At 64.5% G+C, this 26,484-nt stretch carries 25 protein-coding genes and 2 pseudogenes; 16 read left to right on the top strand and 11 right to left on the bottom strand.

Annotation, left to right across the window (positions count from 1 at the left end):
• Positions 1–278, top strand: a pseudogene (locus P9228_RS29935) (hypothetical protein); the annotation flags it as partial.
• Between the two features lie 29 nt (positions 279–307).
• Here the strand turns inward: P9228_RS29935 and P9228_RS29930 are convergent.
• Positions 308–461, bottom strand: a pseudogene (locus P9228_RS29930) (SAM-dependent methyltransferase); the annotation flags it as partial.
• 235 nt (positions 462–696) lie between these two features.
• On the opposite strand from P9228_RS29930, the gene P9228_RS29925 reads away from it, so the two are divergent.
• The 4 genes from P9228_RS29925 (at position 697) to P9228_RS29910 (ending at position 5,344) form a co-directional block, all read left to right on the top strand.
• On the top strand, positions 697–1,176 hold the full coding sequence (locus tag P9228_RS29925) for a DUF2231 domain-containing protein (RefSeq protein WP_164747617.1): 480 nt from the start codon (positions 697–699) through the stop codon (positions 1,174–1,176).
• Between the two features lie 291 nt (positions 1,177–1,467).
• The gene (locus tag P9228_RS29920; RefSeq protein WP_179293627.1) at positions 1,468–1,716 is read left to right on the top strand and encodes a hypothetical protein; all 249 of its coding nucleotides are present in this window, start codon (positions 1,468–1,470) and stop codon (positions 1,714–1,716) included.
• Between the two features lie 507 nt (positions 1,717–2,223).
• Positions 2,224–3,810, top strand: a complete 1,587-nt coding sequence (locus tag P9228_RS29915) for a tlde1 domain-containing protein (RefSeq protein WP_278056994.1) — start codon at positions 2,224–2,226, stop codon at positions 3,808–3,810.
• A 292-nt stretch (positions 3,811–4,102) separates the two neighbouring features.
• Positions 4,103–5,344: a glycosyltransferase gene (locus P9228_RS29910; protein ID WP_278056992.1), complete on the top strand. Its 1,242-nt coding sequence runs from the start codon at positions 4,103–4,105 to the stop codon at positions 5,342–5,344.
• 3 nt (positions 5,345–5,347) lie between these two features.
• On the opposite strand, the gene P9228_RS29905 is transcribed toward P9228_RS29910, so the two are convergent.
• Entirely contained in the window at positions 5,348–6,103 is a 756-nt protein-coding gene (locus P9228_RS29905; RefSeq protein WP_095824652.1) for a DUF4239 domain-containing protein, read from the bottom strand.
• Positions 6,104–6,320: 217 nt separating this feature from the next.
• On the opposite strand from P9228_RS29905, the gene P9228_RS29900 reads away from it, so the two are divergent.
• The 4 genes from P9228_RS29900 (at position 6,321) to P9228_RS29885 (ending at position 9,869) form a co-directional block, all read left to right on the top strand.
• Complete coding sequence (locus P9228_RS29900; RefSeq protein ID WP_278056989.1) at positions 6,321–7,106, top strand: ThuA domain-containing protein; 786 nt, start codon at positions 6,321–6,323, stop codon at positions 7,104–7,106.
• Between the two features lie 89 nt (positions 7,107–7,195).
• Complete coding sequence (locus tag P9228_RS29895) at positions 7,196–8,254, top strand: Gfo/Idh/MocA family oxidoreductase (RefSeq protein ID WP_278056987.1); 1,059 nt, start codon at positions 7,196–7,198, stop codon at positions 8,252–8,254.
• Positions 8,255–8,396: 142 nt separating this feature from the next.
• A complete protein-coding gene (gene add / locus P9228_RS29890) occupies positions 8,397–9,389 on the top strand; it encodes an adenosine deaminase (RefSeq protein ID WP_278056985.1) in 993 nt (330 codons plus the stop codon).
• A gap of 78 nt (positions 9,390–9,467) precedes the next feature.
• Complete coding sequence (locus P9228_RS29885) at positions 9,468–9,869, top strand: GFA family protein (protein WP_095801529.1); 402 nt, start codon at positions 9,468–9,470, stop codon at positions 9,867–9,869.
• 40 nt (positions 9,870–9,909) lie between these two features.
• Here P9228_RS29885 and P9228_RS29880 read toward each other — a convergent pair whose 3' ends face one another.
• Positions 9,910–10,632 (bottom strand): 3-keto-5-aminohexanoate cleavage protein, encoded by a 723-nt coding sequence (locus P9228_RS29880; RefSeq protein ID WP_278056983.1) that lies wholly within the window; start codon positions 10,630–10,632, stop codon positions 9,910–9,912.
• Positions 10,633–10,768: 136 nt separating this feature from the next.
• Positions 10,769–11,185: a helix-turn-helix domain-containing protein gene (locus P9228_RS29875; protein WP_067325410.1), complete on the bottom strand. Its 417-nt coding sequence runs from the start codon at positions 11,183–11,185 to the stop codon at positions 10,769–10,771.
• Positions 11,186–11,290: 105 nt separating this feature from the next.
• Between P9228_RS29875 and P9228_RS29870 the strand changes: the two genes are divergently transcribed.
• Positions 11,291–11,878: a dihydrofolate reductase family protein gene (locus P9228_RS29870; protein WP_278056982.1), complete on the top strand. Its 588-nt coding sequence runs from the start codon at positions 11,291–11,293 to the stop codon at positions 11,876–11,878.
• 88 nt (positions 11,879–11,966) lie between these two features.
• On the opposite strand, the gene P9228_RS29865 is transcribed toward P9228_RS29870, so the two are convergent.
• From P9228_RS29865 to P9228_RS29855, 3 genes are all read right to left on the bottom strand, one after another.
• On the bottom strand, positions 11,967–12,110 hold the full coding sequence (locus P9228_RS29865; protein WP_156751089.1) for a hypothetical protein: 144 nt from the start codon (positions 12,108–12,110) through the stop codon (positions 11,967–11,969).
• Between the two features lie 185 nt (positions 12,111–12,295).
• A complete protein-coding gene (locus P9228_RS29860; protein WP_278056980.1) occupies positions 12,296–14,125 on the bottom strand; it encodes a tetratricopeptide repeat protein in 1,830 nt (609 codons plus the stop codon).
• 186 nt (positions 14,126–14,311) lie between these two features.
• A complete protein-coding gene (locus tag P9228_RS29855) occupies positions 14,312–15,556 on the bottom strand; it encodes a cytochrome-c peroxidase (RefSeq protein WP_278056978.1) in 1,245 nt (414 codons plus the stop codon).
• Positions 15,557–15,762: 206 nt separating this feature from the next.
• Here P9228_RS29855 and P9228_RS29850 point away from each other — a divergent pair, with 206 nt between their 5' ends.
• The 4 genes from P9228_RS29850 (at position 15,763) to P9228_RS29835 (ending at position 19,059) form a co-directional block, all read left to right on the top strand.
• Complete coding sequence (locus P9228_RS29850) at positions 15,763–16,185, top strand: OsmC family protein (RefSeq protein WP_127215420.1); 423 nt, start codon at positions 15,763–15,765, stop codon at positions 16,183–16,185.
• 6 nt (positions 16,186–16,191) lie between these two features.
• Positions 16,192–16,719, top strand: coding sequence for a hypothetical protein (locus P9228_RS29845; RefSeq protein ID WP_278056976.1), 528 nt, complete (start codon positions 16,192–16,194; stop codon positions 16,717–16,719).
• Positions 16,720–16,805: 86 nt separating this feature from the next.
• Positions 16,806–18,236, top strand: a complete 1,431-nt coding sequence (locus P9228_RS29840) for a patatin-like phospholipase family protein (protein ID WP_278056974.1) — start codon at positions 16,806–16,808, stop codon at positions 18,234–18,236.
• 79 nt (positions 18,237–18,315) lie between these two features.
• Positions 18,316–19,059 carry a 2OG-Fe(II) oxygenase gene (locus P9228_RS29835; protein WP_278056972.1) on the top strand — a complete coding sequence of 248 codons (744 nt, stop codon included), beginning with the start codon at positions 18,316–18,318 and terminating at the stop codon, positions 19,057–19,059.
• Positions 19,060–19,087: 28 nt separating this feature from the next.
• Here the strand turns inward: P9228_RS29835 and P9228_RS29830 are convergent, their stop codons facing one another.
• Positions 19,088–19,414: a GYD domain-containing protein gene (locus tag P9228_RS29830; protein ID WP_164747035.1), complete on the bottom strand. Its 327-nt coding sequence runs from the start codon at positions 19,412–19,414 to the stop codon at positions 19,088–19,090.
• 216 nt (positions 19,415–19,630) lie between these two features.
• Here P9228_RS29830 and P9228_RS29825 point away from each other — a divergent pair, with 216 nt between their 5' ends.
• Positions 19,631–21,253, top strand: a complete 1,623-nt coding sequence (locus P9228_RS29825; protein WP_095824639.1) for an ABC-F family ATP-binding cassette domain-containing protein — start codon at positions 19,631–19,633, stop codon at positions 21,251–21,253.
• Between the two features lie 160 nt (positions 21,254–21,413).
• On the opposite strand, the gene htpG is transcribed toward P9228_RS29825, so the two are convergent.
• From htpG to groES, 3 genes are all read right to left on the bottom strand, one after another.
• Positions 21,414–23,306, bottom strand: a complete 1,893-nt coding sequence (htpG, locus tag P9228_RS29820) for a molecular chaperone HtpG (RefSeq protein WP_278056970.1) — start codon at positions 23,304–23,306, stop codon at positions 21,414–21,416.
• Positions 23,307–23,577: 271 nt separating this feature from the next.
• Complete coding sequence (groL, locus tag P9228_RS29815) at positions 23,578–25,206, bottom strand: chaperonin GroEL (protein WP_066992865.1); 1,629 nt, start codon at positions 25,204–25,206, stop codon at positions 23,578–23,580.
• A 52-nt stretch (positions 25,207–25,258) separates the two neighbouring features.
• Positions 25,259–25,573, bottom strand: coding sequence for a co-chaperone GroES (groES, locus tag P9228_RS29810; RefSeq protein ID WP_066992870.1), 315 nt, complete (start codon positions 25,571–25,573; stop codon positions 25,259–25,261).
• Between the two features lie 347 nt (positions 25,574–25,920).
• On the opposite strand from groES, the gene P9228_RS29805 reads away from it, so the two are divergent.
• Positions 25,921–26,397, top strand: coding sequence for an Hsp20 family protein (locus P9228_RS29805; protein ID WP_278056967.1), 477 nt, complete (start codon positions 25,921–25,923; stop codon positions 26,395–26,397).
• Positions 26,398–26,484: the final 87 nt, after the last annotated feature.

Raw genomic sequence — 26,484 nt, 5'->3', positions numbered from 1 at the left:
CCGATACCCAGCCGGTCAAGGAGCGCGAGGTTGCTTGCCGAGATGTATTCGCCGCATACCTTGCGGCGCGGAAACGCTACGAGGCGGTCTGGCGAAGATTATTCTCCACGCGGGTCCTGGCCGCCGAAGCCCTGGCTCGGTTAGCCCTCGGCCCCGGCGGCGCCGCGTTGATGGAGGCAGTCGTCCGCAATTTTCCATGCACGCTCACCTTTGGAGCGCGGCTCAGCGGCAAGACGAAACCTGTCCCCGGTTTGGCCGATGCGCGCCTGGCTCGATAGGTTGGCCTAGAGTTCAGCCACGATGATGTCGACTGAATTTTGGCGGCGACCTCACCGCTGCCGTGCCTGTCAGCAATCACCGAAGTGGCGTAATCCGTTGCTGCTCCAGTTTTGCCGATCCCTGGCTTGGATTTCGTTGCGAAGAAGAGTGCCGTGACAATAAGCCACCGCCGGGATGCGTGGCATTGGATCACGCGCGACAAGAGCACACTATCGTTCAGCTCGCTTTCGACTCGAGCCCACACTGGCATACGCGCCTATAGCGGTGCGTGAATTCCGTCCCGCGCAGCGCAGTCGGGTTATGGAACATTCCGGCTCAACCGGAGTTTGCATATATCCGGCTTTCTGCCGCCGAGCCCCTGATGCGTTGTGATGTGGCCTGAGGGCGGCGCTCGCCACGCCTCGAGGAGGCCCTACGATGGTCCAGCACACGATCCCTCGCAATCCGCACAGCACGGCAAGCATTGCCGGCCATCCTGTTCATGCAATGCTGATACCGTTCCCGATCGCCTTCTTCGTCGCGACCTTCGTTTGCGACCTTATCTTCTGGCGAACCGGTAATCCGGGCTGGGTCACCGCTACGCTCTGGCTGCTGGGGGCAGGTCTGATCATGGCCGTGCTGGCGGCTCTTGCCGGCTTGACCGATGTCCTCGGCGACACCCAGATCCGCAATCTCCAGGACGCATGGCTTCACGCCGGCGGCAACGTGGTCGTCGTTCTCATCGAACTCTACAACTGGTACTCGCGATATGCCGACGCGGAGGCAGCGGTTGTGCCGGTCGGCCTTGTCCTGTCGCTGATCGTTGTCCTCATCCTTCTGTTCACCGGCTGGAAGGGTTGGGGAATGGTCTATCGGCATCACGTCGGCGTTGCCGACGATCCGGACCAAATGCGCTGAATGCGCCCGTTTTTCCGGTGATTGAAGCAGCTCCAGGATTTCGCTGGAAGCTGTGTAAGAACAATCAGTTGGATTGGGCAAGCGATTCAAAAGTTGAACAACTCCAAGGCGCCCCGCGACGTTGGCCGACGGAAGCGGGTTCAGCTTGAACAGTCCGATCTACGACTACGACGGAATCGATAGGCCGGCCGGAAAGGTGTAGGATGCCTTGTCGTCCGCACCCAGACGAGGCACACGGACGCTTGAAAGAGTAGATCGCGCTTTCGCCCATGTAAGGGGCAGGGAGGCGTCATGGCTTTCACCAAACACAGCGGAATATTCACGCCAGTCGAGCTGGAGCTCCTCCAGAAAGTATTCGATCAGTTGTGCAACGATCGCCGTCTGGCGTTAAAAGACGGGGACCAAAGAGAACAGCTTGCCTCCGACGTGCTCGAAGCCTTCCAAAACGGCTTCAGCGCCGAAGCGGAGTTGTTGCAATCGCTTGCGGAGCGCCGCACCGCACCGTCGCGACGCAATCCGGCTCGACAGCTCCGTCCTTGATTGTCTGGCGCGGCGAAGGCTGTCTTCCCGCATCGGGGTTAACGTTGCGATCTGCCGCCCTGGAAGAGATGCCGCAGCTGGTCGCGCCAGGCTGTTCCTGCCGTTTTTTAACCTCAATCCGTTCTTAGCTGGCGATCGCCCGAAAGGGTAGAACCTTCGCGCTTGCTTGACTCGGCCCGCAAAAACGGGCAGCAAAGCAGCTGAGGGAGAGCATTTTTACCGTGGCGGAGACCATGGAGGGCTCTTTTTTCGTATGGACCGTCGCCACAATGGCGATTGGTGGAGGGATTGGTTAACCATCTTTGTCCATCTTTTGAATCAATCGGCAACAGACGCGTGAAGGTGCAGGGGGCACCAGGCGAGCTGTGATCGTGACGGGTGCCAGGTCCGCAAACCGGCATGCCGATTGAGAGTGGTCGTATGGCGTTTTTGCGTTTGAAGAACCGGGGTGACGCTCCTGAAGAGGGGGTAACTTCGAAGAAATCTGGTGGTCATCGTTGGGTTGTAGTGCCTGCTGTCGGCGCTGCCCTGGCCCTGTGGTCGGTCGCGACCATGGCCGGCCTCTATTCCGTGAGTACCTCGCTCACCGCCGCCTCCAACGGATTGCCGCAGAGCATGCTTGCGCCGCGCAGCATCGTGCTTGGCGACCAGCGCCGCAAGGTCGCGAACGCCTGGGCGCCGCGCCTTGCCGCGAACGGCGCGCACAAGACGGGCTCGCTCACCCGCGGCTGCGATGCCGGCTGCCTCAGTCTCGCAGCCAGCTTTGCGAGCTCCACGCCAAACCCCTCCAGCTTGGTGCATGACGGCAAGGCCGCGCGGCTGAAACCGGCACCGGATAGCGTATCGCATGAGAAGGTTGTCGCGGCTTCCGCCGCGGACGTCGCCGACCGTTTCGACAGCGTCATCAAGCGCGCCGGGCTTTCGCCGCAAAAACTGGCCGATGCCTTCCGGCGCGCCGAGAACGCTCCTGTCCTGCTGGCGAGCTTGCCGTCGGCAAGCCGCTTCGGCGGCGCGGCCGACAGCGGTTCGGCCCGGAGTGGGCTGACCTTGAGCGGCCCGGCCGAGTCACGCTTTGGCGGAAATCAGGTCGACGTTCAGCGCGCGTCCGAACTGGCGCTGGCGCTTGCCAATGTCATGCCCGAAGAGACGGTCGACGTGCCGACCGCCGTCGCGCTCGCCAGCGGCGACGCGCCTGAGATGACGGCCGGCGCTTCCGGCGACGACGGACAAGCTGAAGTGCAGGTCGCTTCGCTGCCGCCGCAGGATGATTTGCCCGACAGCATCGCCGTGCCTGGTTTGAGGCCGCGCACCGCCCTCGGGCGCGCGACGGAAGCGCCTGAACAGAATGCCGCGAGGAAGCCGGAACCGGCCAACCCGCAGGCAAGCCAGGCGGCAAGGCCCCAAATTGCCAAACCGGAGTCGGCCAAACCGCAGCCGGCCAAGCCGCAGCCGACCGTTGTCGACTCCGCCGAAGGTGCGCAGACGCCGCGCTCGCTGAGGAGCTCCGACCAAGCGCTTCCGGGTGTGCAGGGTGCGAAGCCGATTGAGGCCGCGCCGGCCAAGCGCAGCAAGGCGCAAGCCTCCGAGATGCTCGCCTACGCCAAGCCGGACACGCCCGAGCGCGGCGGTCTCGGCAACGCCTTCAGGGGTCTGTTCAACAGTCCTTCGACGGGCAATGGCGTCGCCGTCTATGACATCTCGACGGCGACGGTCTACATGCCCGATGGCTCCAAGCTGGAGGCGCATTCGGGGAAGGGCGCCATGGCCGACCAGCCGCGCTTCGCCAACCGCAAGAATTCCGGCCCGACGCCGCCCGACACCTACAATCTGTCGCTGCGTGAATCGCGCTTCCACGGCGTCGAGGCCATCCGGCTGACGCCGACCAGCGGCAGGAACAAATATAATCGCAACGGTCTGCTCGCCCATACCTATCTGCTGCGCGGCGCCCCAGCCCAATCCAGCGGCTGCGTGGCCTTCAAGGATTATGGCCGCTTCCTCTCTGCCTTCAAGAAGGGGAAGATCAAGCGCCTGGTCGTTGTGCCGCGCCTGAACGGGTCGCCCACCCAGGTCGCCCAGGAAGGCCGCCAGGGCTGACCCCGCCCGCCACTATGCCGGCAGCAGCTCGTTGCCGGTAGGCTGCCTTTGATTTCTTGACGGTTTGCGGTCCTTACCGCCGTTGACGCGCGGCGCGGTCGACGCACGCGCTTGATGTCTTCGCCACGTCTCTTGCAACAGCGGCAGTGACCGGTTCCATCGAATTGCGGATGAGGAAAGGGAGAACTCCCTCTCCCAGAAAGCATATATGGCGCAGCCCGGGCTTGCGGCAAGCCCCCGGCAATGCCGTATGTACGCTGCCCTTGACCTCAGTTTAGGAAAGGGAGTTTGCATGCGGATTTTACTGTCGACTTACGGTTCGCGCGGCGATGTCGAGCCGGTGGTGGCGCTGGGCGAGCGACTGCAGGCGCTCGGCGCCGAGGTGCGGGTGAGTGTCCCCGGCGATGAAGAATTTGCAGCGCTGTGCGCCCGTGCCGGTGTGGAGCTGGTGCCGGCCTTCGCACCGGTGCGCGAATGGGTAAAGGAGATGACGCGGCGCAGGGCATCGGAATCGCCGAAGGACGTGGCCGCACTCATCTCCGGCCAGGCGGCCGAGATCCTTGCCAGGCAATATGATACGCTCATGGCGGCTGCCGAAGGCTGCGATGCCGTGGTGGCCTGCGGCCTGTTTCCGTCCTGTGCCGCCGCGCGGCTGGTCGCCGGGCAGCGGCACATGCGCTACATCCTTGCCACCTTCTGTCCGATATGGCTGCCGTCGGCGCACAACCGGCCGCATGAATATCCGGGACATCCGCTTCCAGCCGGGGTGACCGACAACCGGCTGCTGTGGGAGACGGATATCGCGACCAAGAACGCGCTGTTCGGCCAAGCGATCAACAGCTGGCGCGCGTCGCTCGGATTGCCTGCGGTGGAAAATGTCCGCGATTATGTCTACGGCGATCCGGTCCTGCTCGCCTGCGACCCAGCGCTCGGGCCGTGGCTGCCTTCGGACCTGACCGATGCCAGGCAGACCGGCGCCTGGATCCTGGACGACGAGCGGCCGCTGCCCGACGGGCTGGAGGCATTCCTCGCAGCCGGCCCGCCTCCGGTCTATGTCGGCTTCGGCTCCATTGCCGTGGCCAAGGAGGCCGGCCGTGCGGCCATCGAGGCGGTCCGCGCCAAGGGCCGGCGCACGGTGATCGCGCGTGGCTGGGCCGAGCTTGGCCTTACCGACGACCGGGACGATTGCTTCGCCGTCGGCGATGTCAACCAGCAGACGCTGTTCCGCCGCGTCGCCGCGGTCATGCATCACGGCGGTGCCGGAACGACCGTCGCCGCCGCGCGGGCAGGAGCGCCGCAACTGGTGGTGCCGCAGATCGGCGATCAGCCGTACTGGGCGCGGCGGGTGGCCGAGCTCGGCATCGGCGCAACTCATGACGGCCCGGTTCCGACAGCGGGGTCATTGTCGGCGGCGATGGAGACGGCGCTGGCGCCCGAAACCCGCATCCGTGCGAGCGAGGTTGCCCGTTCGGTCCGCGCCGACGGTGCGGCGGTAGCGGCGAAGCTGTTGATCGAGATGTTCGGTCGTGCCTGACCTTCACTGCGTCAGTTCCGCCAGCGCCCTCTGCAGGGGCGCCGGCGAGACTTGGATCGGGCCGGAGAAGGGGCTGTCCATGTCGATGATCAGATAGATTGCCGCGGCCACCAGCGCCCCGGACATGAGGCACGTGAAGATGATGGTTCCATTGCACGGTGCTCGGAAGCCGAAGCTGGCGAAGATCAGCGTCAGCCAGGCAACGAGCAGCGCGATCAGCGGCGCGGGGATGGCACCCTCGGACTGCTCGGCCAGGATCCAGCGCTGCGCGATCACCTTCTGCAACTGCTGCGTCGCCGCCTGTTGCGCGGCGGTCTGCCTGGCGTTCGCAGGGGTCAATCCGCCCACGATATCGCCGACCTGATTGAGCAGCAGTTCCGACAGCCTGTTCGGGACGACCGTCGTGTCGCTGTCGGCCGTCGAGGTATCGACGACGCGCTGCACATAGGCGGTGAGCGATTGCCGGGCGCCGTCCGCCTCCGGTCCATAGTGTCGGAGCGTTCTGTCGAGCAGAATGAGATCGGTGGCGAAGGTGTGGACGTTGACGTTGATGGATTCGAACGTGTTCTTGGCCGAGTTGATCATCAGGCCGAGGACCAGCGAGGACATCACCATGAAGAGGTTCGCGGCGAGCCGCACCACCGCGCTGGTATCGTCGCCAAGGTGGTGAGCAGGGAAGCGCTCATGCACCATCAGGCTGACCAGCGACGCCCCGGCCAGACAAGCAAAAATCGCCGCCCCTATAAGCACTTCGCCCATAGCTGATATTGCGCACGGGAAAGGACGGTTGCCAATTGGGTGGAGGTGGTTGAATCAAAGCGGAAGCATACAGGCGTATGTGGTTGTTCGCCAACGATGCTTTCTGGCTCGTCGTCATGTGCAGCGGAGCGAAGGGCAAAAACCGCTTCCAATGCCGGCCGAAGACGCTATCTATTGCGCCGGGCGGCTCCACCCTCTCACCATCACGAGGCAATCCATGACAATTCGCGCTGTCGTCTGGGGCGAGAACATCCATGAGCGGACCAATGAGGTGGTCGCCGGCATCTATCCGCAAGGCATGCACACGGCCATCGCCAACGCGCTCAACGCCGACAAGGCGATCTCCGCCTCGACCGCGACGCTGGAGCAGCCGGAGCATGGGTTGCCTGAATCCCGCCTCGCCGAGACCGACGTGCTCGTCTGGTGGGGTCACAAGGACCATGGCGCGGTGGCCGACGATGTGGTCGAGCGCGTCGCACGCCGCGTCTTCGAAGGCATGGGACTGATCGTGCTCCACTCCGGCCATTTCTCGAAAATCTTCAAACGGCTGATGGGCACGCCCTGCACGCTCAAATGGCGCGAGGCCGGCGAGCGCGAACGGCTCTGGGTGACGAGCCCCAGCCATCCGATCGCCGAAGGCATCGGCGAATATTTCGAGCTCGAGAACGAGGAGATGTATGGCGAGCAGTTCGCCGTGCCGGAGCCGCTGGAGACAATCTTCATCTCCTGGTTCCAGGGCGGCGAGGTGTTCCGCTCAGGCCTTACCTACCGGCGCGGCGCCGGCAATGTCTTCTACTTCCGCCCGGGCCACGAAACCTATCCGACCTACCACGACGCGACCGTGCACAAGGTGCTGCGCAACGCAGTGAAGTGGGCGCACAACCCGCAGGGCAGGAATTCCGCCATCCTCAAAGCACCCAACGTGCCGGTGGAGAAGGCGCTGGAGCCGATCGTCGAACGCGGCGGCAAGCTGCATGCGCCCGGCGAGGCCGGTTTCCGCTAAAGCGTTCTCTGTCTGGGACTGCGTATTAACGACAATTAGATCGTCCGGCTCATATCATTGAATCGAACCAATTCCTCTGGAGGAGCAAAATGCGGCTTTTGATACTCGGTACCGGCTGGATGGCGCAGGAGCATGCCCGCCGCTTCGGCGCCATCGAAGGCGTCGACGTCGTCGGTGCCGTCGATGTCGATCCGGCCCGCGTCGGCGAATATGCCGACGCCTATAAGATCCCGAAGCGCTTCACCTCGCTGGAGGCGGCGCTCGACTGGGACGGTTTCGACGCGGTCGCCAATGTCACGCCCGACCGCATCCATCACCCGACCACCATGGCGCTGATCGCCGCCGGCAAGCCGGTGCTTTGCGAAAAGCCGCTAGCCGAGAATTTCGGCAAGGCAAGCGAGATGGCCGATGCGGCGGAAGCCGCCGGCGTCGTCAACATGGTCAACCTCACCTACCGCAACGTCGCGCCTTTGCAGAAGGCGCGGCAAATGGTGCAGGCCGGCGAGATCGGCACGGTGCGCCACGTCGAGGCCTCCTATCTGCAGAGCTGGCTGGTATCGAAATTCTGGGGCGACTGGCGAAGCGACCCCAAGTGGCTCTGGCGGCTCTCGCGCGGCCACGGCTCAAACGGCGTGCTCGGCGACGTCGGCATCCACATCCTCGACTTCGCCAGCTATGGCGCCGCCCTCGATATCGACCACGTATTCTGCCGGCTGCGCGCCTTCGACAAGGCGCCGGGCAACCGCATCGGCGACTACCAGCTCGACGCCAATGACAGCTTCGCCATGACGCTCGATTTCGCCAACGGCGCCTTTGGCGTGGTGCATGCCAGCCGCTGGGCGAGCGGCCATCTCAACGAGCTCAGGCTGCGCATCTATGGCGACAAGGGCGGCATCGAGGTGGTGCACAATCTCAATGGCTCGATGTTGAATGGCTGCATCGGTGCCAATGTCGAGGACGCCAAATGGGAAGAGCTTGACGCCGGCACCGTGCCGACCAACTACCAGCGCTTCGCCGAGGCGGTGAAAAGCGGCGTGCAGGCCGAGCCCAATTTCCGCCATGCGGCGGGTCTGCAGAAGGTGCTGGATCTGGCGGTGGTGTCGGACGAGAAGCGCGCCGAGCTGAGAGCCCACGCGGACACGCAGTGAGGCCGAACCTGCCGATCTCCCCCGCAACGGCCCGCAACGGGGGAAGACTGGCGGCCATCACACATAAATCTTTCAATCATTTCTTGAAGCCTTGATCTCGCCTTTCGTGATTTGATGCCGCCACAAAGCTCGGGAGGCTTCATTGACCGACTATATCGGGTTGCCGAAGGCCGAAGTGCACATCCACGTCGAGGGCTGCTTCGAGGCCGACGACGTGATCAGGAATTGCGAGGAGGCTGGCATCCCGCTGCGCGCGCCGCGCGACAGGCTCTTCGAGGCGCATGATCTGAAGAGCTTCCTCGAAATGCTCGACTGGCTGTGCGGCACGTTTCGTACGCGCGAGCAGCTGGCCATCACCGCCTATAAATTTGCGCGGCGCATGGCCAAGAGCGGCGTGCGCTACGCCGATGTCATCGTCAATCCGACCCACTGGCCGCACTGGCACCGGAACATCGCCGGCATGATCGACGCCTTCGATGCCGGGTTCGCGGCGGCCGAGCAGGATGGATACCCGCCGGTCGGGCTCTGCATCAGCCTGCTGCGCACCCAGTCGGCCGAGGACGCCATCGAACTGGTGGAGTTGCTGAGCAGGATCAGGCACCCGCGCGTCGTGGCCCTTTCGATCGACGGCAACGAGGCGGCCGCCGGGCGCACCGGTCCGCGCTTTGCCGAGGCGTTCCGCCGCGCCGCCACGGCCGGATTGCGACGCACCGTCCACGCCGGCGAGTCGAGCGGTCCCGAGGGCGTTCGCGACGCCATCGAGCTGCTTGGCGCCGATCGCATCGACCATGGCGTTCGCGCGATCGAGGAGCCGGCTCTGGTCGACCTGCTCGCACAGAGGCGAATTGCGCTCGGCGTCTGCCCGATCTCCAACATCGCACTCGGCGTCTATCCTTCGCTTGCCGAGCATCCGATCGACGCTCTGCGCAAAGCCGGCGTTCCCGTCTCCATCAACACCGACGATCCGGCGCTGCTCGGCACGACGCTCGAAGCCTCTTACGCCGCCTGCGCCGAGACCTTCGCCTGGGACAGTGAAACCATCCGCCAGCTCGCCGCGACATCGGTGCATGCGAGCTACGCCGACCCGGCGGTGAAGGCGCGGATACTGGCGGATCTGACGGCCTGGCAGGGGTAGGCGACGCTCGGCGGATAGGTGCTTTCACCACGCCGCCGAACTGCATAAGGTGCCGAGACTCGGTCGAAAGGAGCCAGCATGGTCACGCGACGCGCCGAATGTTCCTGCGGTCAGCTGTCGGCCACCTGCGCGGGCGAGCCGGTGCGCATCTCGGTGTGTCATTGCCTCGACTGCAAGCGGCGCACAGGCAGCGCCTTCAGCTACAATGTGCGCTTTGCCGAGGCCGATGTGACGATAGACGGGCGCGCGCTGCAGTTCACGCGCACCGGCGAGCAGGGCGGGCAGATAACCTACAGCTTCTGCCCTGATTGCGGGACCACAGTGCACTATCGCATCGACACGCAGCCCGGCCTAACTGCAATTCCGGTAGGGGCGTTCGCGGATCCGTCGTTCCCGCCGCCCTTCCAATCCTTCTACCACCGTAGCCGGCGCTGCGAATGGGTCGAGATAACCGCCAAGCCGCTGACGAAGTTCGGCTGACTTTTGGCCTTGGGTCCTCCCCAGGGGGCGAGGAGCCAAGTCAAGCCCGGCGATAGATCCTCACCGCCGCCTTCACCAGCGCCGCATTCCCGTCCGCCACCGTCCCATCAGGCAACTCCTTACCGTCCTCGAGCCCGACACGGGTCGAAAACTTCCGCGCCGCCGCCCGCTCGACGAAGGGCCACACGGTCGCGTTCTCGCCATGCAGCAGGATCGAGCGGTGAATGCCTTCGCGTTGCAGCAGCGTTTCGATGCCGTCGGCGACGGCAAAGGCCTCCTCCAGCGTCTGCTCGGAAATCTCGATCAGGACGCGCAGCACCCGGCGGCCATGATCGAGATTGGCCAGCCTGAGCGCATCGCCGATCGACGCCAGCCCGGCCTCGATGCCGACGCCGCGGTTGCGCAACGCTTCCATCACTTCGGGCGCCGCCGCCTCGCTGAGATTGACCGAGGCGTAGTCGGGCAGCTCATGCCAGCCGGCGATGGCGGCAATCGTGCGCCTGTCGTCCTTCTCGATCCAGGCGCCGGTCGAAATGCCGATCAGCGTGCCGGGGCAGGCGCGGCGCAGCGCCGTCACCGTCCGGTCCATCGCTTCCGGGGCAAGGCTTTCCTGCCGGTCGGCGCCGCGCGCATGCACATGCAGTTCGGCGGCACCCGCCGCAACCGAGGCCGCGCCGTCGCGTGCCATGGCATCCGGGTCGAGCGGCAGGGCGGGGTGGAAATCCGCGCCGCGGGCGCCGTTGATGCAGGCCTGGACGATCATGGCGGTCGATCCTGTTCAGGCGGAGTCTAGCGCAGGGGAGCATAGACGGGAAACGGAACCTGCGGGCAGGATCTTATCGACGCCGCGATCCTTCGCCGTAGAACTCGACTTTGGGCAATTGGCGGCGTGGAACGCCTTACCCCAAATGCTCCTTCCTCAACCTCTTCTTCATCCGCTCCAGCGCCGGCTGGCCACCTGCCGCTAGTTCCTTGGAAACCCGCGCCAAATCCTCATCCGCCTTTCGATATTTGCTGCCCCAAGCGCCAAGCGTGGCGAGTATCGGCAAAAGGTCGATGCCGGCCTCGGTCAGCCGGTAGATCGCTTTCAGCCTGTGGGTCGGGTCGTCGCTGCGGGTGAGGACGCCTTCGTCGACCAGGGTCTGCAGCCGCTCGGCGAGCGTGCGCGACGAGATGCCTTCGTCCGACTGCAGGAACTCGCGAAAATGCCTTTTCCCGGCGAAGGCCAGGTCGCGGATGATGAGCAGCGTCCAGCGGTCGCCGATGAGCTCGAGCGACAGGCTGATCGGGCAGCCGGACCTTTCCTTGGTCGACATGAAATTAGTTCCATTTGTAAATCACTTTTCAATTGACATCATTCCATTCGCGCGTCAAATGATTTCAAAAGTAAACCGTATTTGGAGATGCGAGAGGACCGCGCAATGAAAAAGCTCATCCTGCAAATGCAGATGTCGGTCGACGGCTTCGTCGGCGCCGACGAGAACCGTCGTTGGCAGCTTTGGGAATGGGGCGACGAGAGCGACTGGGACGACGAGCTCAAGCAGGACTTCAATGCCGTGTTCGCAACCGTCGACACGATTCTGCTCAGCCGCAAGATGGCCGAAGAGGGCTACCTCAATCACTGGGGCAATGCGGCGAGGAAATTTCCGCGAGACCGTTTCTATGCCTTCGCCCAGCGTATCGTGACAGCTGACAAGGTGGTGCTGAGCGACAGGCTGAAGGCGTCGCGGTGGGAGCGTACCAGGGTCGCGAGCGGCGATCTGCCGCGCGAGATCAATGCGCTGAAGGCGGGCGAGGGCGGCGACATTGCCGTGTTCGGCGGCGCCGGCTTCGCCTCGGCGCTGATCGCCGCCGGGCTGGTCGACGAGTTCCAGCTCTCCATCAACCCGGCGGTGCTGGGTGCCGGCCGTCGCATCTTCGACCAGGCGGGCTTCGCCAGGCTGAAGCTCACCGGCTCGAAGGCCTATGCCTGCGGCATGGTGGTGAACCGCTACGCGCCGGCCGGGTGAGGCACTTGAATCAATCTGGCAGCACGCCGTCTCAACCGCTTGTTCGCTTGTCGTTTCCCGGCGAATTGCGAACCGTCAGTGCCATGCCTTATCCGCCTGGATGCGACGCCAGCGCGTTGGTTTCCCGATACCCCGCTTCATCGTTGGCCGCGGCGGCGAACCGCCGGGCTTCGTGCGACGTGAGACCGATGAGCGCGCGCCCGGCATGTTCGGCGGGCTTGTCATTGGCCATGTCGAGCACCGCCCAGCTATGATGAGGCGGTTCTTGCACCGCTACGAATCTCATTTGAGCCCCCGCTCTGACGAGATGCTAATGTAGCAGATGCTTTCTGTCGGTCTGTGACTGGCTCACACAGGGTGCGCTTTCCGATCGGTTCAGCAATAGGGCGCTTTATCGCGTCGATATCCTCGAGGTCGCTACGGCAAAGCGTAGAGCGCCTTCAAGGCCATCGTCGCGCCGCGATACTCGACGAAGCTCTTGGGACAATCGCTTACCGCGAGCCGGTAGAGCCGCACCGCCTCGTCGCTGTGCCCCTGCAACCGACTGAGTTCCGCGGTATAGAAATTGGCCTCACACACCTGCCCCTGCCTGGTTTGCGGATTCGGGTCGTCCGCGGCCGCCAGCACCTCGGCCGGCGCTAGGTCGCCGAGCAGCATGCGCGCGACTGGTGCCGGCCATTTCGTCATATCGAGCTTGCCTGTCGCAGCACGCAATTCGCTTTGCCCGCCGGCGTGGCGCTCGGCCAAGTCGCGCCAGATCGCGGAATAAGGATCGTCGGGTTTCAGGGCGGCCAATCGACGAAAATCGTACTGCGCATCTGAGAGCGCGCCCGCATAGAAATGCACCAGGCCGCGGCCCCGGTAGGCGTTGGCGAAGTTGGGATCGAGGCCGATTGCCTGATCGTAGTCGGCGATGACCTTTTCGTAGTTCCCTTTTGCCGTCCAGCTTTTGGCGCGATTGTAGAAGAATCCCGCATTCTTGCCGTAGATCTCGATGGCCCGGTCGAAATCGGCGATACCGCGGTCGTAGTCGCCCTTGCTGGCCCATACGAAGCCTCGCCAATTGAAAGCACTGGCATCCGTCGGGTCGAGCGCGATGGCCTCGTCATAGTCGGCGGCGGCGCGGTCATTGTCGCCCTTGCGAAGCCAGGCCAAGCCACGGCCGGCATAGGCGCCCTCCAACTTTGGATCGAGAGCGATCGCCTGGTCGAAATCGGCAATGGCGCGGTCGTAGTCGCGTTTCATCGACCAAGCCGAGCCTCGGGCGAAAAAGGTGCCTGCCTGCTTTGAATCAAGGGCGATCGCCTGGTCATAGTCGGCTATGGCTCGGTCGAAATCGCCCTTGTCGATTCGAACTGATCCCCGGGTGCGATAGGCGACGGCGAATTTCGGGTCGAGGCTGATCGAGCTATCGAGGTCGCTCAGCGCCCGGTCGAGATCGCCCGTGTTCCACAAGGCGAGGCCCCTGTTGTAATAGGCGCTCGCATCTTTCGGGTCGGCAGCGATGACCCCGTTGTAGTCGGCGATTGCGCCGTCATAGTCGCGCATATTCGAGCGGGCGTTGCCGCGTCGATAGAGTGCGTGCGCATTGTTCGGATCGAGGCGAATCACCGTCTCGTGATCGGCAAGCGCGCGCGCTTCGTCGCCCATGCCGGCCAGGGCGTCGGCCCGACTGTTCAGGCAATCCACGTCCGTTGGCTTGAGCTTGATGGCCTGATCGAAATCGTCGATGGCACGACCGAGTTCGTTCTTGTTGAACCACGCGTTGCCACGGTTGCAATAGGCACCGGCGTCGGCCGGCGTCAGCCTGAGCACCATGCCGAAGTCTGCAATGGCCCGATCGTTCTCACCTTTGTCGGCCCACGTCACGCCGCGGTTGTAGTAGGGGTCGGCGCCGTTCGGGTCGAGATTGATCGCCTCGTCGTAATCGGTGATGGCTCGATCGGGCTCCCCTTTTCCGCGCCAGGCGTTGCCACGGTTGTAGTACGCGTTGGCGAGTTTCGGATCCATCTTGATCGCCTCGCTGTAGTCGGCGATGGCGCGATCGAGGTCGCCTTGCGCCGCGAAGGCAGTACCGCGTATGACAAAAGCGGCCACGTGATTGCCTTTCGTCTCCGATCGATCCTCGATGACCTGTGTGCAGGCGACGATGCGCCGAGCAGGTTCGACAGTCTTGCCGTCGCAGGCCGGATGATCGTCGTACTCATGGATCGCGGCCGAAGACGGCTCCGCAACGACGAGGGACAACAACATCAACGCCAGCATCGGCCGCACAGGCCGCGGCCATCCCCAAAAATGAGTCGCCAACCCCGCCATTCCAAATGCCCCCGTGCGCCGCTACGAGCGGTGCCCGCCGCATTCTAGCAAAGACGCCTCAGCGAGCAATCGCTGGTTGCGTCGTTCGATCGCTTGTCAGCCGCGTCTGACCGAGCCTCACTGCCCGGCCTGGTCCGCGTCGGTCAGCGTGCCGAGGAAAGCGACGATGTCGTCGATCTCGGCGTCGGTCAGCGCCGGCTTCTCGCCTGGTTTCCTGCCGTTGAAGGGCGGGTCGGTGTTGAGGTTTCCCCAGTAGGCCTTTGGCAGATCGTCGAATTTCTCGACCGTGCCGTCCGCGTTCTTCGGATACCAGCGCCCCGGATCTGTGTCGCGAGTGACGTAGAAGGCGACAGCCTCGCGCAGCGAGTGGACATAGCCGTTGTGGAAGAAGCTTTTGCGCAGCGCGACATTGCGCAGCGTCGGCGTCTTGAACAGGCCGCAATACTCGCTCCGGCCCTTGAAGTCGGCCCGCAGCGGCCCGCACAGCCCGAGGTCGAGATAATTGGGATCGGCGTTGGCCGGGATCGCCTGGTTGCGCGGCACGGCGATGGCGATCAGGCCGTAATCGGTGAATTGCGGCGGCTCGCCGTCATTTGCCGGCTCGCTCAGATGGCAGCTCGCGCAATTGCCTTTGTTTGCGTCCTCGAACAGCGCACGGCCGCGCAACTCCTGCGCGGTCAACTGCGCCTTGCCGGCAAGGAAGGCGTCGTAGCGGCTGGAATAGGGGTAGAAGTCGGCGCTGCTCTGCTCGAAGGTGCCGAGCGCCTCGACCGCCGCGTCGAAGGCATCCTGCTGATGGTCGAAAATATCCGCGCCGAACGCCGCCTTGAACGCGTCGGCATAGGGCGCTTTGCGCAAGGCGGTGACCACGGCGGCTTCATCCTTGTTGCCCATCTCGAACGGCGACAGCAGCGGGATCCTCGCCTGGTCCTTGCCGTGGTCGGCGCGCCCGTCCCAAGTCAATCCGCCGGTCGGGCCATTGTCGACGCTTTCGTCGCCCTCGTCCTCGGAATCGTAGAAATGCTCGGTGAAGGCGGGCGCCGCCTGCAGGTAGCGCAGCGACGGCACCGCGCGCAGGCCAGGCCGGTCGAGGTTCGGCCCGCCCATCTCGACCGGCGCGGCGGAGGCCGGACCGAAGGCGTGGTTGGGATCGTGGCAGGACGAGCAGGCCTGTCTGCCCGAAGCCGACAGCGATGGGTCGAAGAACATTCTTTGCCCGATCGCTGTCAGTGCTTCGGCGCGTGCGAAGGCTTGCGTGCGCGACATCGGGCCAGGATGGACGCCATCTGCCGGCTGGCCGGCGGCGGGCCAAAGAACAGCGACGGCGAGAGCGGCGTGCGTGGCAAATTTCCGTGGTGTCATGACCCTCAATCCCGTTTCCATTGGCCCAGCAGCGCGGTGCCGCGGATTGTTGACTGGCGGAGGCAAATTGCCAAGCCGGAACGCGGCAGATCAGCCCTTCCACGGACCACCTCGCACGAAGAGAACCGCAGCTGTGCCCTGGATGGTTGCCGAGATAGATTCCCGTCCGCTATCAATGGCCTCCAAACCCGGACGAAGGACTTTCGATGAGCGAGCTGAAGATCAGAACCCGTGCTACCGGCGCCTGCGCCGTGCTGCCGCCGGGCGGCTTGCCGGCGGTAACGACGCCGACCGGCGGCACGGTCGACGTGGTGACTGCGGTCAGCGCGCCGGGCTTCAACCCGCTCGACCTGCTCTATGCCTCCTTGGCCGCCTGCATGGTGCTGAGCGCCCGCATCGCCGCCACCCGCCTCGGCGTCGCCGACCGGCTTGGCGAGGTGAGGGCGGATGTCGGAGGCGAGAAGGCGAAGGACGAGCCGTCGCGGGTGGAAAGGTTCAATATCCGGTTGGAGATTGCCGGCGACCTCGACGCCGCGACCAAGCAGTGCATCGTCGAGGATGCCGAGACGATCTGCACCGTCTCCAACACGCTGCGCGGCGCGCCGGCGCTGCACGCGACGCTGGGGTGAGGGGCCGTGGCGCATCTCTCTGCGATCGACTATGCGACCGCCTCCGACGAAATCCGCGTCGAGCATGACCGGGAGCTTGCGCTGCGCGGCCGCTTGACCAACATGAAGCGCATCCTGCTTCACTCCCCGGCCGCGCACCGCATCTACGCCGAATGGTTCACGCTGCGCGATCTCCTGCGTCCGACGCTCGACGACCGGGCGATCTGGCTGTTTTCGAAGGCGATCGCCGAGACGATGCGCGCCGAGATCCCGGTTACCTTCTTCCGCCGCGCGCTGATCGACTTCGGCCTCGATCCGGACGCGATCGAACCCAGCCCGGACGAAGCGCTGCTGATGTCCTTCGGCAGGGCGCTCGCCGCCGACGCCAATGCCGTTGCCGACGAGACCTGGGCCGCGCTGAAGGCGCGCTACGACGAAACGCTGCTCGTCAACCTCGTCGCCTTCGCCGGCATCATGGTGGCGACCTGCGTCTTCACCAATGGAGTGAAGGTGGATCTCGATCCGGAACTGGAGGGGTACCGCCGGAACGCTTGAGGTGAAGGACCCCGGGGCTGGCCGTTGCCTTGCTCTGCCTGCTGCGCATAGACTGAGGCCGGGAACGGGCGATCGGGGGGACCTCGATGCGTTGGCGTGTGGGCTTGCTTGTGTTGGCAGCAGCGCTGCTGGCCGGATGTGTCGCCAATGATGTCGAGCCCATCAACACCCATGTGACGCAAGTCGGGCCTGGCTCGCCGGACTACATTCCCGATGCTCCCGCCGACGGGTCGACCGTGGTCGCGCTGTCCTTCTCTGGCGGCGGCACGCGCGCCACCGCCTTCAGCTATGGCGTGCTTCGGGCGCTCGACGATGTCGTGGTCGGCAGCGGCGGGCGAGCGCATACGCTGATCGACGACGTGCGCGTCGTCGGCGGCGTTTCTGGCGGTGCGGTGACGGCGGCCTATCTCGGCTACAAAGGGCGTGGTTATCGCGAGCTTCGCGAGCGCTTCTTGCTGCGCGATGCCGAGAGCTCGCTGCACACCGCCAAGCTCGCTCCGGCCAATCTGGCGCGGCTGTGGAAAGGCGGCGTCAACGACCGCAGCACCTTTGCCGCGTGGCTGGACAGGAACCTGTTCGACGGTGCCACTTACAGCGCCTTCAGACGTCCCGGCGCCCCGCTGGTCTGGATCCACGCATCCGACATCTACAACGGCACGGCCTTCGGCTTCACCTACGACCGTTTCGCGGCCATCTGCAGCGATCTCGACAAGCTTCGTATCGCCGATGCGGTGGCGGCCTCGGCGGCGTTCCCCGCGGTGTTCGCGCCGGTTGTCGTCTCGACGACCACGCCGACAACTAGATGCAACTACAAGCAGCCGGACTGGATCGAACGCGGTCTCAACGATCCGGAGGCACCGGAACGGGTCAAGGCCGCGGCTCGCGCCATGGAGTCCTACCAGAACAACGACCGCGTCAACTACATCAAGCTGCTCGACGGCGGATTGACCGACAACATCGCGGTGGTCGGCTTCGCGGAATCGCTCGACATCGCCGTCAGTCCGCACAGCCCGTTGTCGCCGCAGGCGGCGGTGAGGATGCGAACGCTGATCATGATCGTTGCCGATGCGGGCCGCAGGAAAGAACCCGACTGGGTCAAGGTCAAGCAGGGACCGGGCCTGGTCGACATGATCGACGCCACCGCCGGCACCTCGATCGCGTCCTCGGTGCGCGACGAATTCGATTCCCTCAAGCTCGAATTCCGGCTGTGGCGCGAAAAGCTGGTCAAATATCGCTGCAGCCTCCCGGCGGCGGTGGTAGCGCGCTACCGCGGCAGCCTGTCCGGCTGGAAGTGCCGCGACGTCCAGATGGTGGTTGAACTGGTCTCCTTCGCCGACCTGCCGCCAGACGAGGCAGCCGCGCTGAACGTCATCCCGACCCGGCTGAGGCTGACGCCGGAGCAGGTCGAGCGGACCATCCAGGCCGGCCGCGACGCGGTGCGCCTCAACCCGCGCCTGCAGCAGGCATTCCGCCGCGCGCAGGGCCGCTCGGGCTTCGTTGCGGCCGGTTCACCGTAAAGGTCGCGCCATTTCCGCAGGAATCGGGTGGCCGCCGCTTCGCCTCCGCCCCACTTTGATGGCATCAAAGGAGGCGCTCATGACCGTCCATTCCCTCAACACCAAACGCGCCGGACGCTCCGCCGAATCCCGTGTCGCCGCGCAGGACTGGCGCGCGCTCGTCTCCGAGCTCAACGCCCAGGGCTGCGCTGTCGTGCCCGGCCTGCTTTCGCCGGAGGAATGCGCCGAAATCGCCGCGCTCTATCCGCACGAAGAACATTTCCGCAGCCATGTGGTGATGGCGCGCCATGGCTTCGGCAGGGGCGAGTACCGCTATTTCCGTTATCCGCTGCCTGATCTGATCGAGGGCCTGCGCACTGCGCTTTATCCACGGCTCGCCGGCGTTGCCAACGACTGGAACGAGAAGATGGGCGCCGCGCTCCGTTACCCTTCCGACCACGCCGCCTTCCTAAAGCGTTGCCACGACGAGGGCCAAACCAAGCCGACGCCGCTTCTGCTGCAATACGGCCCCGGCGACTTCAACTGTCTGCACCAGGATCTCTATGGCGCGCTTGCCTTTCCGCTGCAGGTGGCGATCCTGCTCTCCGAACCCGGCAAGGATTTCACCGGCGGCGAATTCGTGCTGACCGAGCAGCGCCCGCGCATGCAGAGCCGCGCCGAGGTGGTGCCGCTCAAGCGCGGCGACGCGGTGATCTTCGCCGTGCACAACCGGCCCGTGGAGGGCACGCGAGGTTACTATCGCGTCAACCTGCGCCACGGCGTCAGCCGCCTGCGCTCGGGCAGGCGACATACGTTCGGTATCATCTTCCACGACGCGAGGTGACACCCCTCCGAGGCGGCTTTTCTCGGCTCTACGTTCCAGGCCGCCGATAACGGATCGCTTTCGCCCTGCTTAGCGCGTCCATCGTCTCCTCGACGCTGAGGAGGACGGTGGTCTCGCAGGAGCTGAGTGCCCCTCCGGCACCGATGGCGAGCACGACGGACGCCATCGAAACATTGTCCGGCGCCTCCCACAGGTTCCACCCGTCGTGTTCGCCGAACGCGTACCAGAACCCGTGCAGCTTTCCGCCGACCGATTCTATGTATGAGCTGGCTGCCTTGCGGCGATCCTCGGGGTTTTCGATCATTCGCGCCCAGGTCTCGGGCGTGTAGCTGAAGCGCGTCAGGTACATGGCCATGGTTGACCTCCCTTGCCAGAGCCCATCAAGTGGTTGGCTCCAGCACTAAGCGCTCGATCGGTCGGCGACGCCAATCAATTTCACCGCGGCTGGGTTCTGCCTCGAAGGAATAGCCGAGCGCGCGGATGCGGCGCTTCTGCCTCTTCCCTCCGCAGCCTCATTCGCGTATGCCCCGGGCAAATCCCGCCATCTCAGCGCAGTTTCCCGGACCGCCCCATGATCCGTCTCGAAAATATCGGCAAGCAGAACGGCCGTCAGATCGTCTTCATCGAAGCCTCGGCCGCCCTGCAGAAGGGCGAGAAGGTCGGCCTCGTCGGCCCGAACGGCGCCGGCAAGACGACGCTCTTCCGCATGATCATCGGCCAGGAGCAGCCGGACGAAGGCCAAGTCTCAGTCGATCGCGGCGTTACCATCGGCTATTTCAGCCAGGATGTCGGTGACATGGAGGGGATGAGCGCCGTCGCCGAGGTGATGGAAGGCGCCGGCCCGGTGAGCGCCGTCGCAGCCGAGATGCGCGAGCTCGAGCACGCCATGGGCGATCCCGACCGCGCCGACGAGATGGACGCGATCATCGAGCGCTATGGCGAGTTGCAGCACCGCTTCGAGGAACTCGACGGCTATGCGCTCGACGGCCGCGCCCGCGAGGTGCTCGACGGCCTCGGGTTCTCCCAGGAGATGATGGACGGCGACGTTGCAAAACTCTCCGGCGGCTGGAAGATGCGCGTCGCGCTCGCCCGTATCCTGCTGATGCGGCCCGACGTCATGCTGCTCGACGAGCCGAGCAACCATCTCGATCTTGAGAGCCTGATCTGGCTGGAGAAATTCCTCAAGGACTATGACGGCGCGCTGCTGATGACCTCGCATGACCGCGAGTTCATGAACCGCATCGTTTCGAAGGTGATCGAGATCGACGCCGGCGCGCTCACCTCCTATTCCGGCAATTACGAATTCTACCAGGAGCAGCGGGCGCTGGCCGACAAGCAGCTGCAGGCGCAGTTCGACCGCCAGCAGGCGATGCTTGCCAAGGAGATCGCCTTCATCGAGCGCTTCAAGGCGCGCGCCTCGCACGCCGCCCAGGTGCAGAGCCGGGTGAAGAAGCTCGACAAGATCGACCGCGTCGAGCCGCCCAAGCGTCGCCAGACGGTGGCCTTCGAGTTCCAGCCTGCGCCGCGCTGCGGCGAGGACGTGGCGACGCTGAAGGGCATCCACAAATCCTATGGCAGCCGCTCGATCTATGCCGGCCTTGACTTCCAGATCCGCCGCCGCGAGCGCTGGTGCGTGATGGGCGTCAACGGCGCCGGCAAGTCGACGCTTTTGAAGCTCGTGGCCGGCGCCTCCGAGCCGGATGAGGGCTCGGTGGCGCGCGGTCCGAGCGTCAAGATGGGCTATTTCGCCCAGCACGCCATGGAACTGCTCGACGGCGAGCGCACCGTGTTTCAGACGCTGGAAGACAATTTCCCGCAGGCCGGCCAGGCACCGCTCAGGGCTTTAGCCGGCTGCTTCGGCTTTTCCGGCGACGAGATCGAGAAGAAGTGCCGCGTGCTCTCGGGCGGCGAGAAGGCAAGGCTGGTCATGGCGCTGATGCTGTTCGATCCGCCGAACCTTCTGGTGCTCGACGAGCCGACCAACCACCTCGACATGGCGACCAAGCAGATGCTGATCGAGGCGCTGGCGCAATATGAAGGCACGATGCTGTTCGTCTCGCACGACCGCCATTTCCTGTCCGCACTATCGAACCGCGTGCTGGAGCTCACGCCGGATGGCATCCACACCTATGGCGGCGGCTATACGGAATATGTCGCCAGGACGGGGCAAGAGGCACCGGGGCTGAGGGGGTAGGGCGGCGCTCTGACCTCCGAGCGTAGTAGCGTGGAGAAGCCTTGACCCGTCGGCAGGACAGAGGGGGGCGCGAAGGATCGCGACCGATCTCACCCTTGCGCCGCCTCCTCGTGAGAAGTCACGGCAGGATCCGGGCTCCGTGAGGCGCCCAACGCCCCCACTACTCCCTCGCCAAACCGCGCTCGATCAGGCGAGCAAGCCGCGCCGAAAACGCCCTGGCATCGGCTGGCTTGTCGCCGTCCAGCACGCGCGCCTCGTCGTAAAGCAGATGCGCGGCGTCTTCCTTGAAAGCGCGCTCGCCGTCGCCGAGCTTCGCCAGCGCCGTGACGCGCTCGTGCCGCGGGTTGATCTCGAGGATCGGCTTCGCCGCCTTGTCGAGGCGGCCGGCGGCGTTGAGCAGCCGCTCGAACTGGCGGTCGGGACCGTGCTCCGGTGCGACCAGGCAGACCGCGCTTTCGGTCAGGCGGTCGGAGGCCTTCACGTCCGAGACCTCGTCTCCCAGCGCCGTCTTCACGAAGGCCAGGAAGGTCGCGATTTCGGACGAGATTTCGGCATCCGGCTTGGACGCGGTGTCGAGCAGCGGGATCTCCGACAGTTCGGCCGCGCCCTGCGTCACCGATTTGAACGGCTTGCCGTCGAATTCCGGCGCCATCGTCGTCCAGAAACTGTCGACCGGATCGGTCAAAAGCAGCACTTCGATGCCGCGCGCCCGGAACCCTTCGAGCTGCGGCGAGACCTCGAGCCGGGCGCGGTCTTCCCCGGCCATGAAGAAGATCGCCTTCTGCCCTTCCTTCATCGCGGCGACATAATCGGCCAGGCTGCGCAGCGTCTCGCCGGAAGCGGTCGAGCGGAAGCGGGCGAGCTTCAGCAGCTGCTCGCGCCGCTCGTAGTCCTCGTAGATGCCTTCCTTGAGCACGACGCCGAAATTCTCCCAGATCTTGGCGTAGGCCTCGGCATCGTTATCGGCGAGTTTGCCCAGATCGCCGAGGACGCGGTTGGTGACACCCTTGCGGATCGCGGCGAGCAGCGGGCTTTCCTGGATCATCTCGCGCGAGACGTTGAGCGGCAGATCGGCGGAATCGACCAGGCCGCGCACGAAGCGCAGATAGCGCGGCAACACGTCGGCATCGTCGGTGATGAAGACGCGCCGCACGTAGAGCTTCATACGACCCTTGCGGTCCTGGTCGAAGAGATCGAACGGACGCGAGCCCGGCACGAAGGCAAGTGCGCTGTATTCGTGCCGACCCTCGGCGCGGAAGTGGATGGTGGCGGCCGGCTCGTCATACTGGCCGGCGATGCTGCGGTAGAAGTCGGTATATTCCTCGGGCTTTATGTCGCTCTTCGGCCTCACCCAGAGCGCCGTGCCGTCGGCGACATCGCGCGGCTCGGCGCCCGGCTTCTCAACAAGCGTGATCGGCACCGGCACGTGGCCGGACTGCGACTTCGCCAGCCCTTCGAGCCGGTAAGGCGTGGTGTAGGAACTCGCATCGTCCATCAGATGCAGCACGACGCGCGTGCCGCGCCTGGGAGCTGCCGCAAGCGGCACGGGAGCGATCTCGTAGGTGCCCTTGCCGTCGGAAGACCAGCGCCAGGCTTCCTCGCTGCTGGCCTGCCGGCTGATGACATCGACATGATCGGCCACCATGAAAGCGGAGTAGAAGCCGACGCCGAACTGGCCGATGAGTTGCGAGTCCTCAGTCGCCTTGCCAGCCTCGACGCGCTCGATGAACGCACGGGTGCCGGAGCGTGCGATGGTGCCCAGAGCCTCGGCCATCTCCTCGCGGCCCATGCCGATGCCGTTGTCCTCGACGGCAAGCTGCTTGTTGTCGGGGTCGGCCGAAATAGTGATGCGCGGCTTTGCGTCCTCGCCCAGCAGCTCGGGACGGGTGATCGCTTCGAAGCGCAGCTTCTCGCACGCGTCCGCGCCGTTGGAGATCAGCTCGCGCAGGAAGACGTCCCGGTCCGAATAGACCGAATGCACCATCATGTGCAGCAGCCGCGAGACATCCGCCTCGAATGTCCTGGTTTCCGTCGTCTTGGTATCCGTCGTCATTCAGAATCTTCCCACATAGTAACTCTGGCCCGTCGCGCCGCGGCGTGTCGAAGCTGCCGATCTCCGCCGATGAGGGGAGATGTCCGACAGGACAAAGGGGACGCGTCCCGCCAGCCGATCTGTCGCGGAGTGCTTTCTCGCTTTTCCGGTTCTTGTCAATTCAGAAGGGTGCCGTTTCCCTCGCGCTCCCTTTTGCCCTGCCGACCAATCTCCCCCAATTGAACCCTGTCGGGGGAGATTGGCTGTGTCGGCGCCGCGCCTCCCCAGCGTCCTAGAAGTCCATGCCGGCGCCGGCGGGCATGGCGGGTGCCGCTTCCTTCTTCGGCTTCTCGGCGACCATCGCCTCGGTGGTGACGAGCAGGCCGGCGATCGAGGCTGCATCCTGCAGCGCGGTGCGCACGACCTTGGCCGGATCGATAACGCCCTGGCTGAAAAGATCGCCATATTCGCCGGTCTGGGCGTTCCAGCCATAGGCGAAATCGGTCTTCTCGCGCAGCTTGCCGACGATGATCGAGCCTTCCGCCCCGCTGTTCTCGGCGATCTGACGCGCCGGCGCCTCGATGGCGCGCCGCACGATGTCGACGCCGTATCTCTGGTCGGGGTTGTCGGCAGCCACCGCGTCGAGCGCATTGGCGGCCCTGAGCAGCGCCACGCCGCCGCCCGGAAGAATGCCTTCCTCGACCGCCGCGCGCGTCGCATGCATGGCATCGTCGACGCGGTCCTTGCGCTCCCTGACCTCGACCTCCGTCGAACCGCCGACGCGGATCACAGCCACGCCGCCGGCGAGCTTGGCCAGACGCTCCTGCAGCTTCTCGCGATCGTAGTCCGAGGTGGTCTCCTCGATTTGCGCCTTGATCTGCGCGACGCGGCCCTGGATCTCCTCCTTCTTGCCGGCGCCATCGACGATCGTGGTGTTCTCCTTCTCGACCACCACTTTCTTGGTGCGGCCGAGCATCTCCAGCGTGACGTTCTCAAGCTTGATGCCGAGATCCTCGCTGATAGCGGTGCCGCCGGTGAGGATGGCGATGTCCTCCAGCATGGCCTTGCGGCGGTCGCCGAAGCCCGGAGCCTTGACGGCCGCAACCTTCAGGCCGCCGCGCAGCTTGTTGACCACCAGCGTCGCGAGCGCCTCGCCCTCGACATCCTCCGCGATGATGAGCAGGGGCTTCGCCGACTGAACCACCGCCTCCAGAACCGGCAGCAGCGCCTGCAGGTTGGAAAGCTTCTTCTCGTGGATCAGCACATAGGGCTCTTCGAGCTCGACGCGCATCTTATCCTGATTGGTGATGAAGTAAGGCGAGAGATAACCGCGATCGAACTGCATGCCTTCGACCACTTCCAGCTCGGTGTCGGCGGTCTTGGCTTCCTCGACGGTGATGACGCCCTCGTTGCCGACCTTCTGCATCGCCTCAGCAAGGAAACGGCCGATCTCGGCATCACCATTGGCCGAAATCGTGCCGACCTGGGCGATCTCGTCATTTCTGGTCACCTTGCGGGCGTTGGTCTTCAACTCCTGAACAATAGCCTCGACGGCTTTGTCGATGCCGCGCTTCAGATCCATGGGATTCATGCCGGCGGCAACGGCCTTGGCACCTTCCCTGACGATGGCCTGGGCGAGAACGGTCGCGGTGGTCGTGCCGTCGCCGGCGATATCGCTGGTTTTCGAGGCGACCTCGCGCACCATCTGCGCGCCCATGTTCTCGAACTTGTCCTCGAGCTCGATCTCCTTGGCGACAGTGACGCCGTCCTTGGTGATGCGCGGAGCGCCGAACGACTTGTCGATGACGACATTGCGGCCCTTAGGGCCGAGCGTGACCTTCACCGCGTCGGCGAGGATGTTGACGCCGCGCAACATGCGGTCGCGGGCGTCGGAATGGAATTTCACTTCCTTGGCAGCCATTGGAACACTCCTTCAGCAGGCACCTTTCATTCACCGATCGGGTTGGGCCGGTTCAAGCCGCTTTTCCCAACGCCGATGTCTGCTCGACCACACCCATCACGTCGCTTTCCTTCATAATGAGCAGGTCTTCACCGTTGAGCTTGATCTCGGTGCCGGACCACTTGCCGAACAGGATGCGGTCGCCGACTTTGACGTCGAGGGGAATGAGCTTGCCGCTCTCGTCGCGCGCGCCGGAACCGACGGCGATGATCTCGCCTTCCTGCGGCTTCTCCTTCGCCGTGTCCGGGATGATGATGCCGCCGGCCGTCTTCTCCTCGGCCTCGACGCGGCGGACCAGAACGCGGTCATGCAATGGATGGAACTTCATATCGTTCTCCTTCGGGACAAACAGATTTTGAGAGGTTCCTCCACTCCGGACCGGAAGGACCGGAGCGGGGCTCGCGACCCTTTCGGCCTCGCGCATGTGGATTTGGTTTTGCACGCGCCGGTTTCAAGAGGCCGCAAGAAATTTTTTGGCACTCGCAACAGCCGAGTGCTAGCGCCGTGAAAACAAAGGTAATTATGCAGCTTTGACGGGCGCGCCCCGGACCTCTTGACGGCAAAGGAATCAATTCCCAAATCGAACCTGCCGGCGCCTGATGTGGCCGGCAAGGTCAAGGAGCGCCGCTGCCTTGGCGCTCCTCGTATCTATGTTGCTCAATGGAGGATGTAGCTATGAGAACCAGTTTCGACTTTTCTCCCCTGTTCCGGTCGAGCATCGGCTTCGATCGAATGCTGAACGCGCTCGAGACCGCAAGCCGCATCGAAACCGCTGACAACTGGCCGCCCTACGATATCGCCAAGAGCGGCGAGGACGACTACCGCATCACCATGGCCCTGGCAGGCTTCAGCCAGGACGAACTGGCCATTACCCAGGAGCAGAACATGCTGATGGTCTCTGGCCAAAAGGCAGGCGAGGACAACGGCGAGTACCTGCATCGCGGCATTGCCGGCCGCGCATTCCAGCGTCGCTTCGAGCTTGCCGATCACGTCAAGGTCGTCGATGCGAGCCTCGTCAACGGTCTGCTGACAATCGACCTCAAACGCGAGATCCCGGAAGAAATGAAGCCGCGCCGGATCGAGATCACGGCGGACAAATCATCGCCAACGGCCGCGACAAAGAAAATAAAGGCCGACAACAAGGCGGCCTGAGCCTTCTCGCCGCGCTTTGCGCCAAGCGCCGGGTGATGTTCCCGGCGCTTGTGGGCCTTGTCTTCCGGATGAACAGAAAGGAGGAAA

Source organism: Mesorhizobium sp. WSM4898 (genome assembly GCF_029625845.1).
In the GTDB taxonomy this organism is placed as follows: Bacteria; Pseudomonadota; Alphaproteobacteria; order Rhizobiales; family Rhizobiaceae; genus Mesorhizobium.
This window is presented reverse-complemented; position numbering and strand designations above follow the sequence as displayed.

What these genes read in the sequence shown, in the direction of transcription:
- P9228_RS29925 (WP_164747617.1), top strand. Translation starts at nt 697, where the DNA reads ATGGTCCAGCACACGATCCCTCGCAATCCGCACAGCACGGCAAGCATT.
- P9228_RS29920 (WP_179293627.1), top strand. Translation starts at nt 1,468, where the DNA reads ATGGCTTTCACCAAACACAGCGGAATATTCACGCCAGTCGAGCTGGAG.
- P9228_RS29910 (WP_278056992.1), top strand. Translation starts at nt 4,103, where the DNA reads ATGCGGATTTTACTGTCGACTTACGGTTCGCGCGGCGATGTCGAGCCG.
- P9228_RS29905 (WP_095824652.1), bottom strand. Translation starts at nt 6,103, where the DNA reads ATGGGCGAAGTGCTTATAGGGGCGGCGATTTTTGCTTGTCTGGCCGGG.
- P9228_RS29900 (WP_278056989.1), top strand. Translation starts at nt 6,321, where the DNA reads ATGACAATTCGCGCTGTCGTCTGGGGCGAGAACATCCATGAGCGGACC.
- P9228_RS29895 (WP_278056987.1), top strand. Translation starts at nt 7,196, where the DNA reads ATGCGGCTTTTGATACTCGGTACCGGCTGGATGGCGCAGGAGCATGCC.
- P9228_RS29885 (WP_095801529.1), top strand. Translation starts at nt 9,468, where the DNA reads ATGGTCACGCGACGCGCCGAATGTTCCTGCGGTCAGCTGTCGGCCACC.
- P9228_RS29880 (WP_278056983.1), bottom strand. Translation starts at nt 10,632, where the DNA reads ATGATCGTCCAGGCCTGCATCAACGGCGCCCGCGGCGCGGATTTCCAC.
- P9228_RS29875 (WP_067325410.1), bottom strand. Translation starts at nt 11,185, where the DNA reads ATGTCGACCAAGGAAAGGTCCGGCTGCCCGATCAGCCTGTCGCTCGAG.
- P9228_RS29870 (WP_278056982.1), top strand. Translation starts at nt 11,291, where the DNA reads ATGAAAAAGCTCATCCTGCAAATGCAGATGTCGGTCGACGGCTTCGTC.
- P9228_RS29865 (WP_156751089.1), bottom strand. Translation starts at nt 12,110, where the DNA reads ATGGCCAATGACAAGCCCGCCGAACATGCCGGGCGCGCGCTCATCGGT.
- P9228_RS29855 (WP_278056978.1), bottom strand. Translation starts at nt 15,556, where the DNA reads ATGACACCACGGAAATTTGCCACGCACGCCGCTCTCGCCGTCGCTGTT.
- P9228_RS29850 (WP_127215420.1), top strand. Translation starts at nt 15,763, where the DNA reads ATGAGCGAGCTGAAGATCAGAACCCGTGCTACCGGCGCCTGCGCCGTG.
- P9228_RS29840 (WP_278056974.1), top strand. Translation starts at nt 16,806, where the DNA reads ATGCGTTGGCGTGTGGGCTTGCTTGTGTTGGCAGCAGCGCTGCTGGCC.
- P9228_RS29835 (WP_278056972.1), top strand. Translation starts at nt 18,316, where the DNA reads ATGACCGTCCATTCCCTCAACACCAAACGCGCCGGACGCTCCGCCGAA.
- P9228_RS29830 (WP_164747035.1), bottom strand. Translation starts at nt 19,414, where the DNA reads ATGGCCATGTACCTGACGCGCTTCAGCTACACGCCCGAGACCTGGGCG.
- P9228_RS29825 (WP_095824639.1), top strand. Translation starts at nt 19,631, where the DNA reads ATGATCCGTCTCGAAAATATCGGCAAGCAGAACGGCCGTCAGATCGTC.
- htpG (WP_278056970.1), bottom strand. Translation starts at nt 23,306, where the DNA reads ATGACGACGGATACCAAGACGACGGAAACCAGGACATTCGAGGCGGAT.
- groL (WP_066992865.1), bottom strand. Translation starts at nt 25,206, where the DNA reads ATGGCTGCCAAGGAAGTGAAATTCCATTCCGACGCCCGCGACCGCATG.
- groES (WP_066992870.1), bottom strand. Translation starts at nt 25,573, where the DNA reads ATGAAGTTCCATCCATTGCATGACCGCGTTCTGGTCCGCCGCGTCGAG.
- P9228_RS29805 (WP_278056967.1), top strand. Translation starts at nt 25,921, where the DNA reads ATGAGAACCAGTTTCGACTTTTCTCCCCTGTTCCGGTCGAGCATCGGC.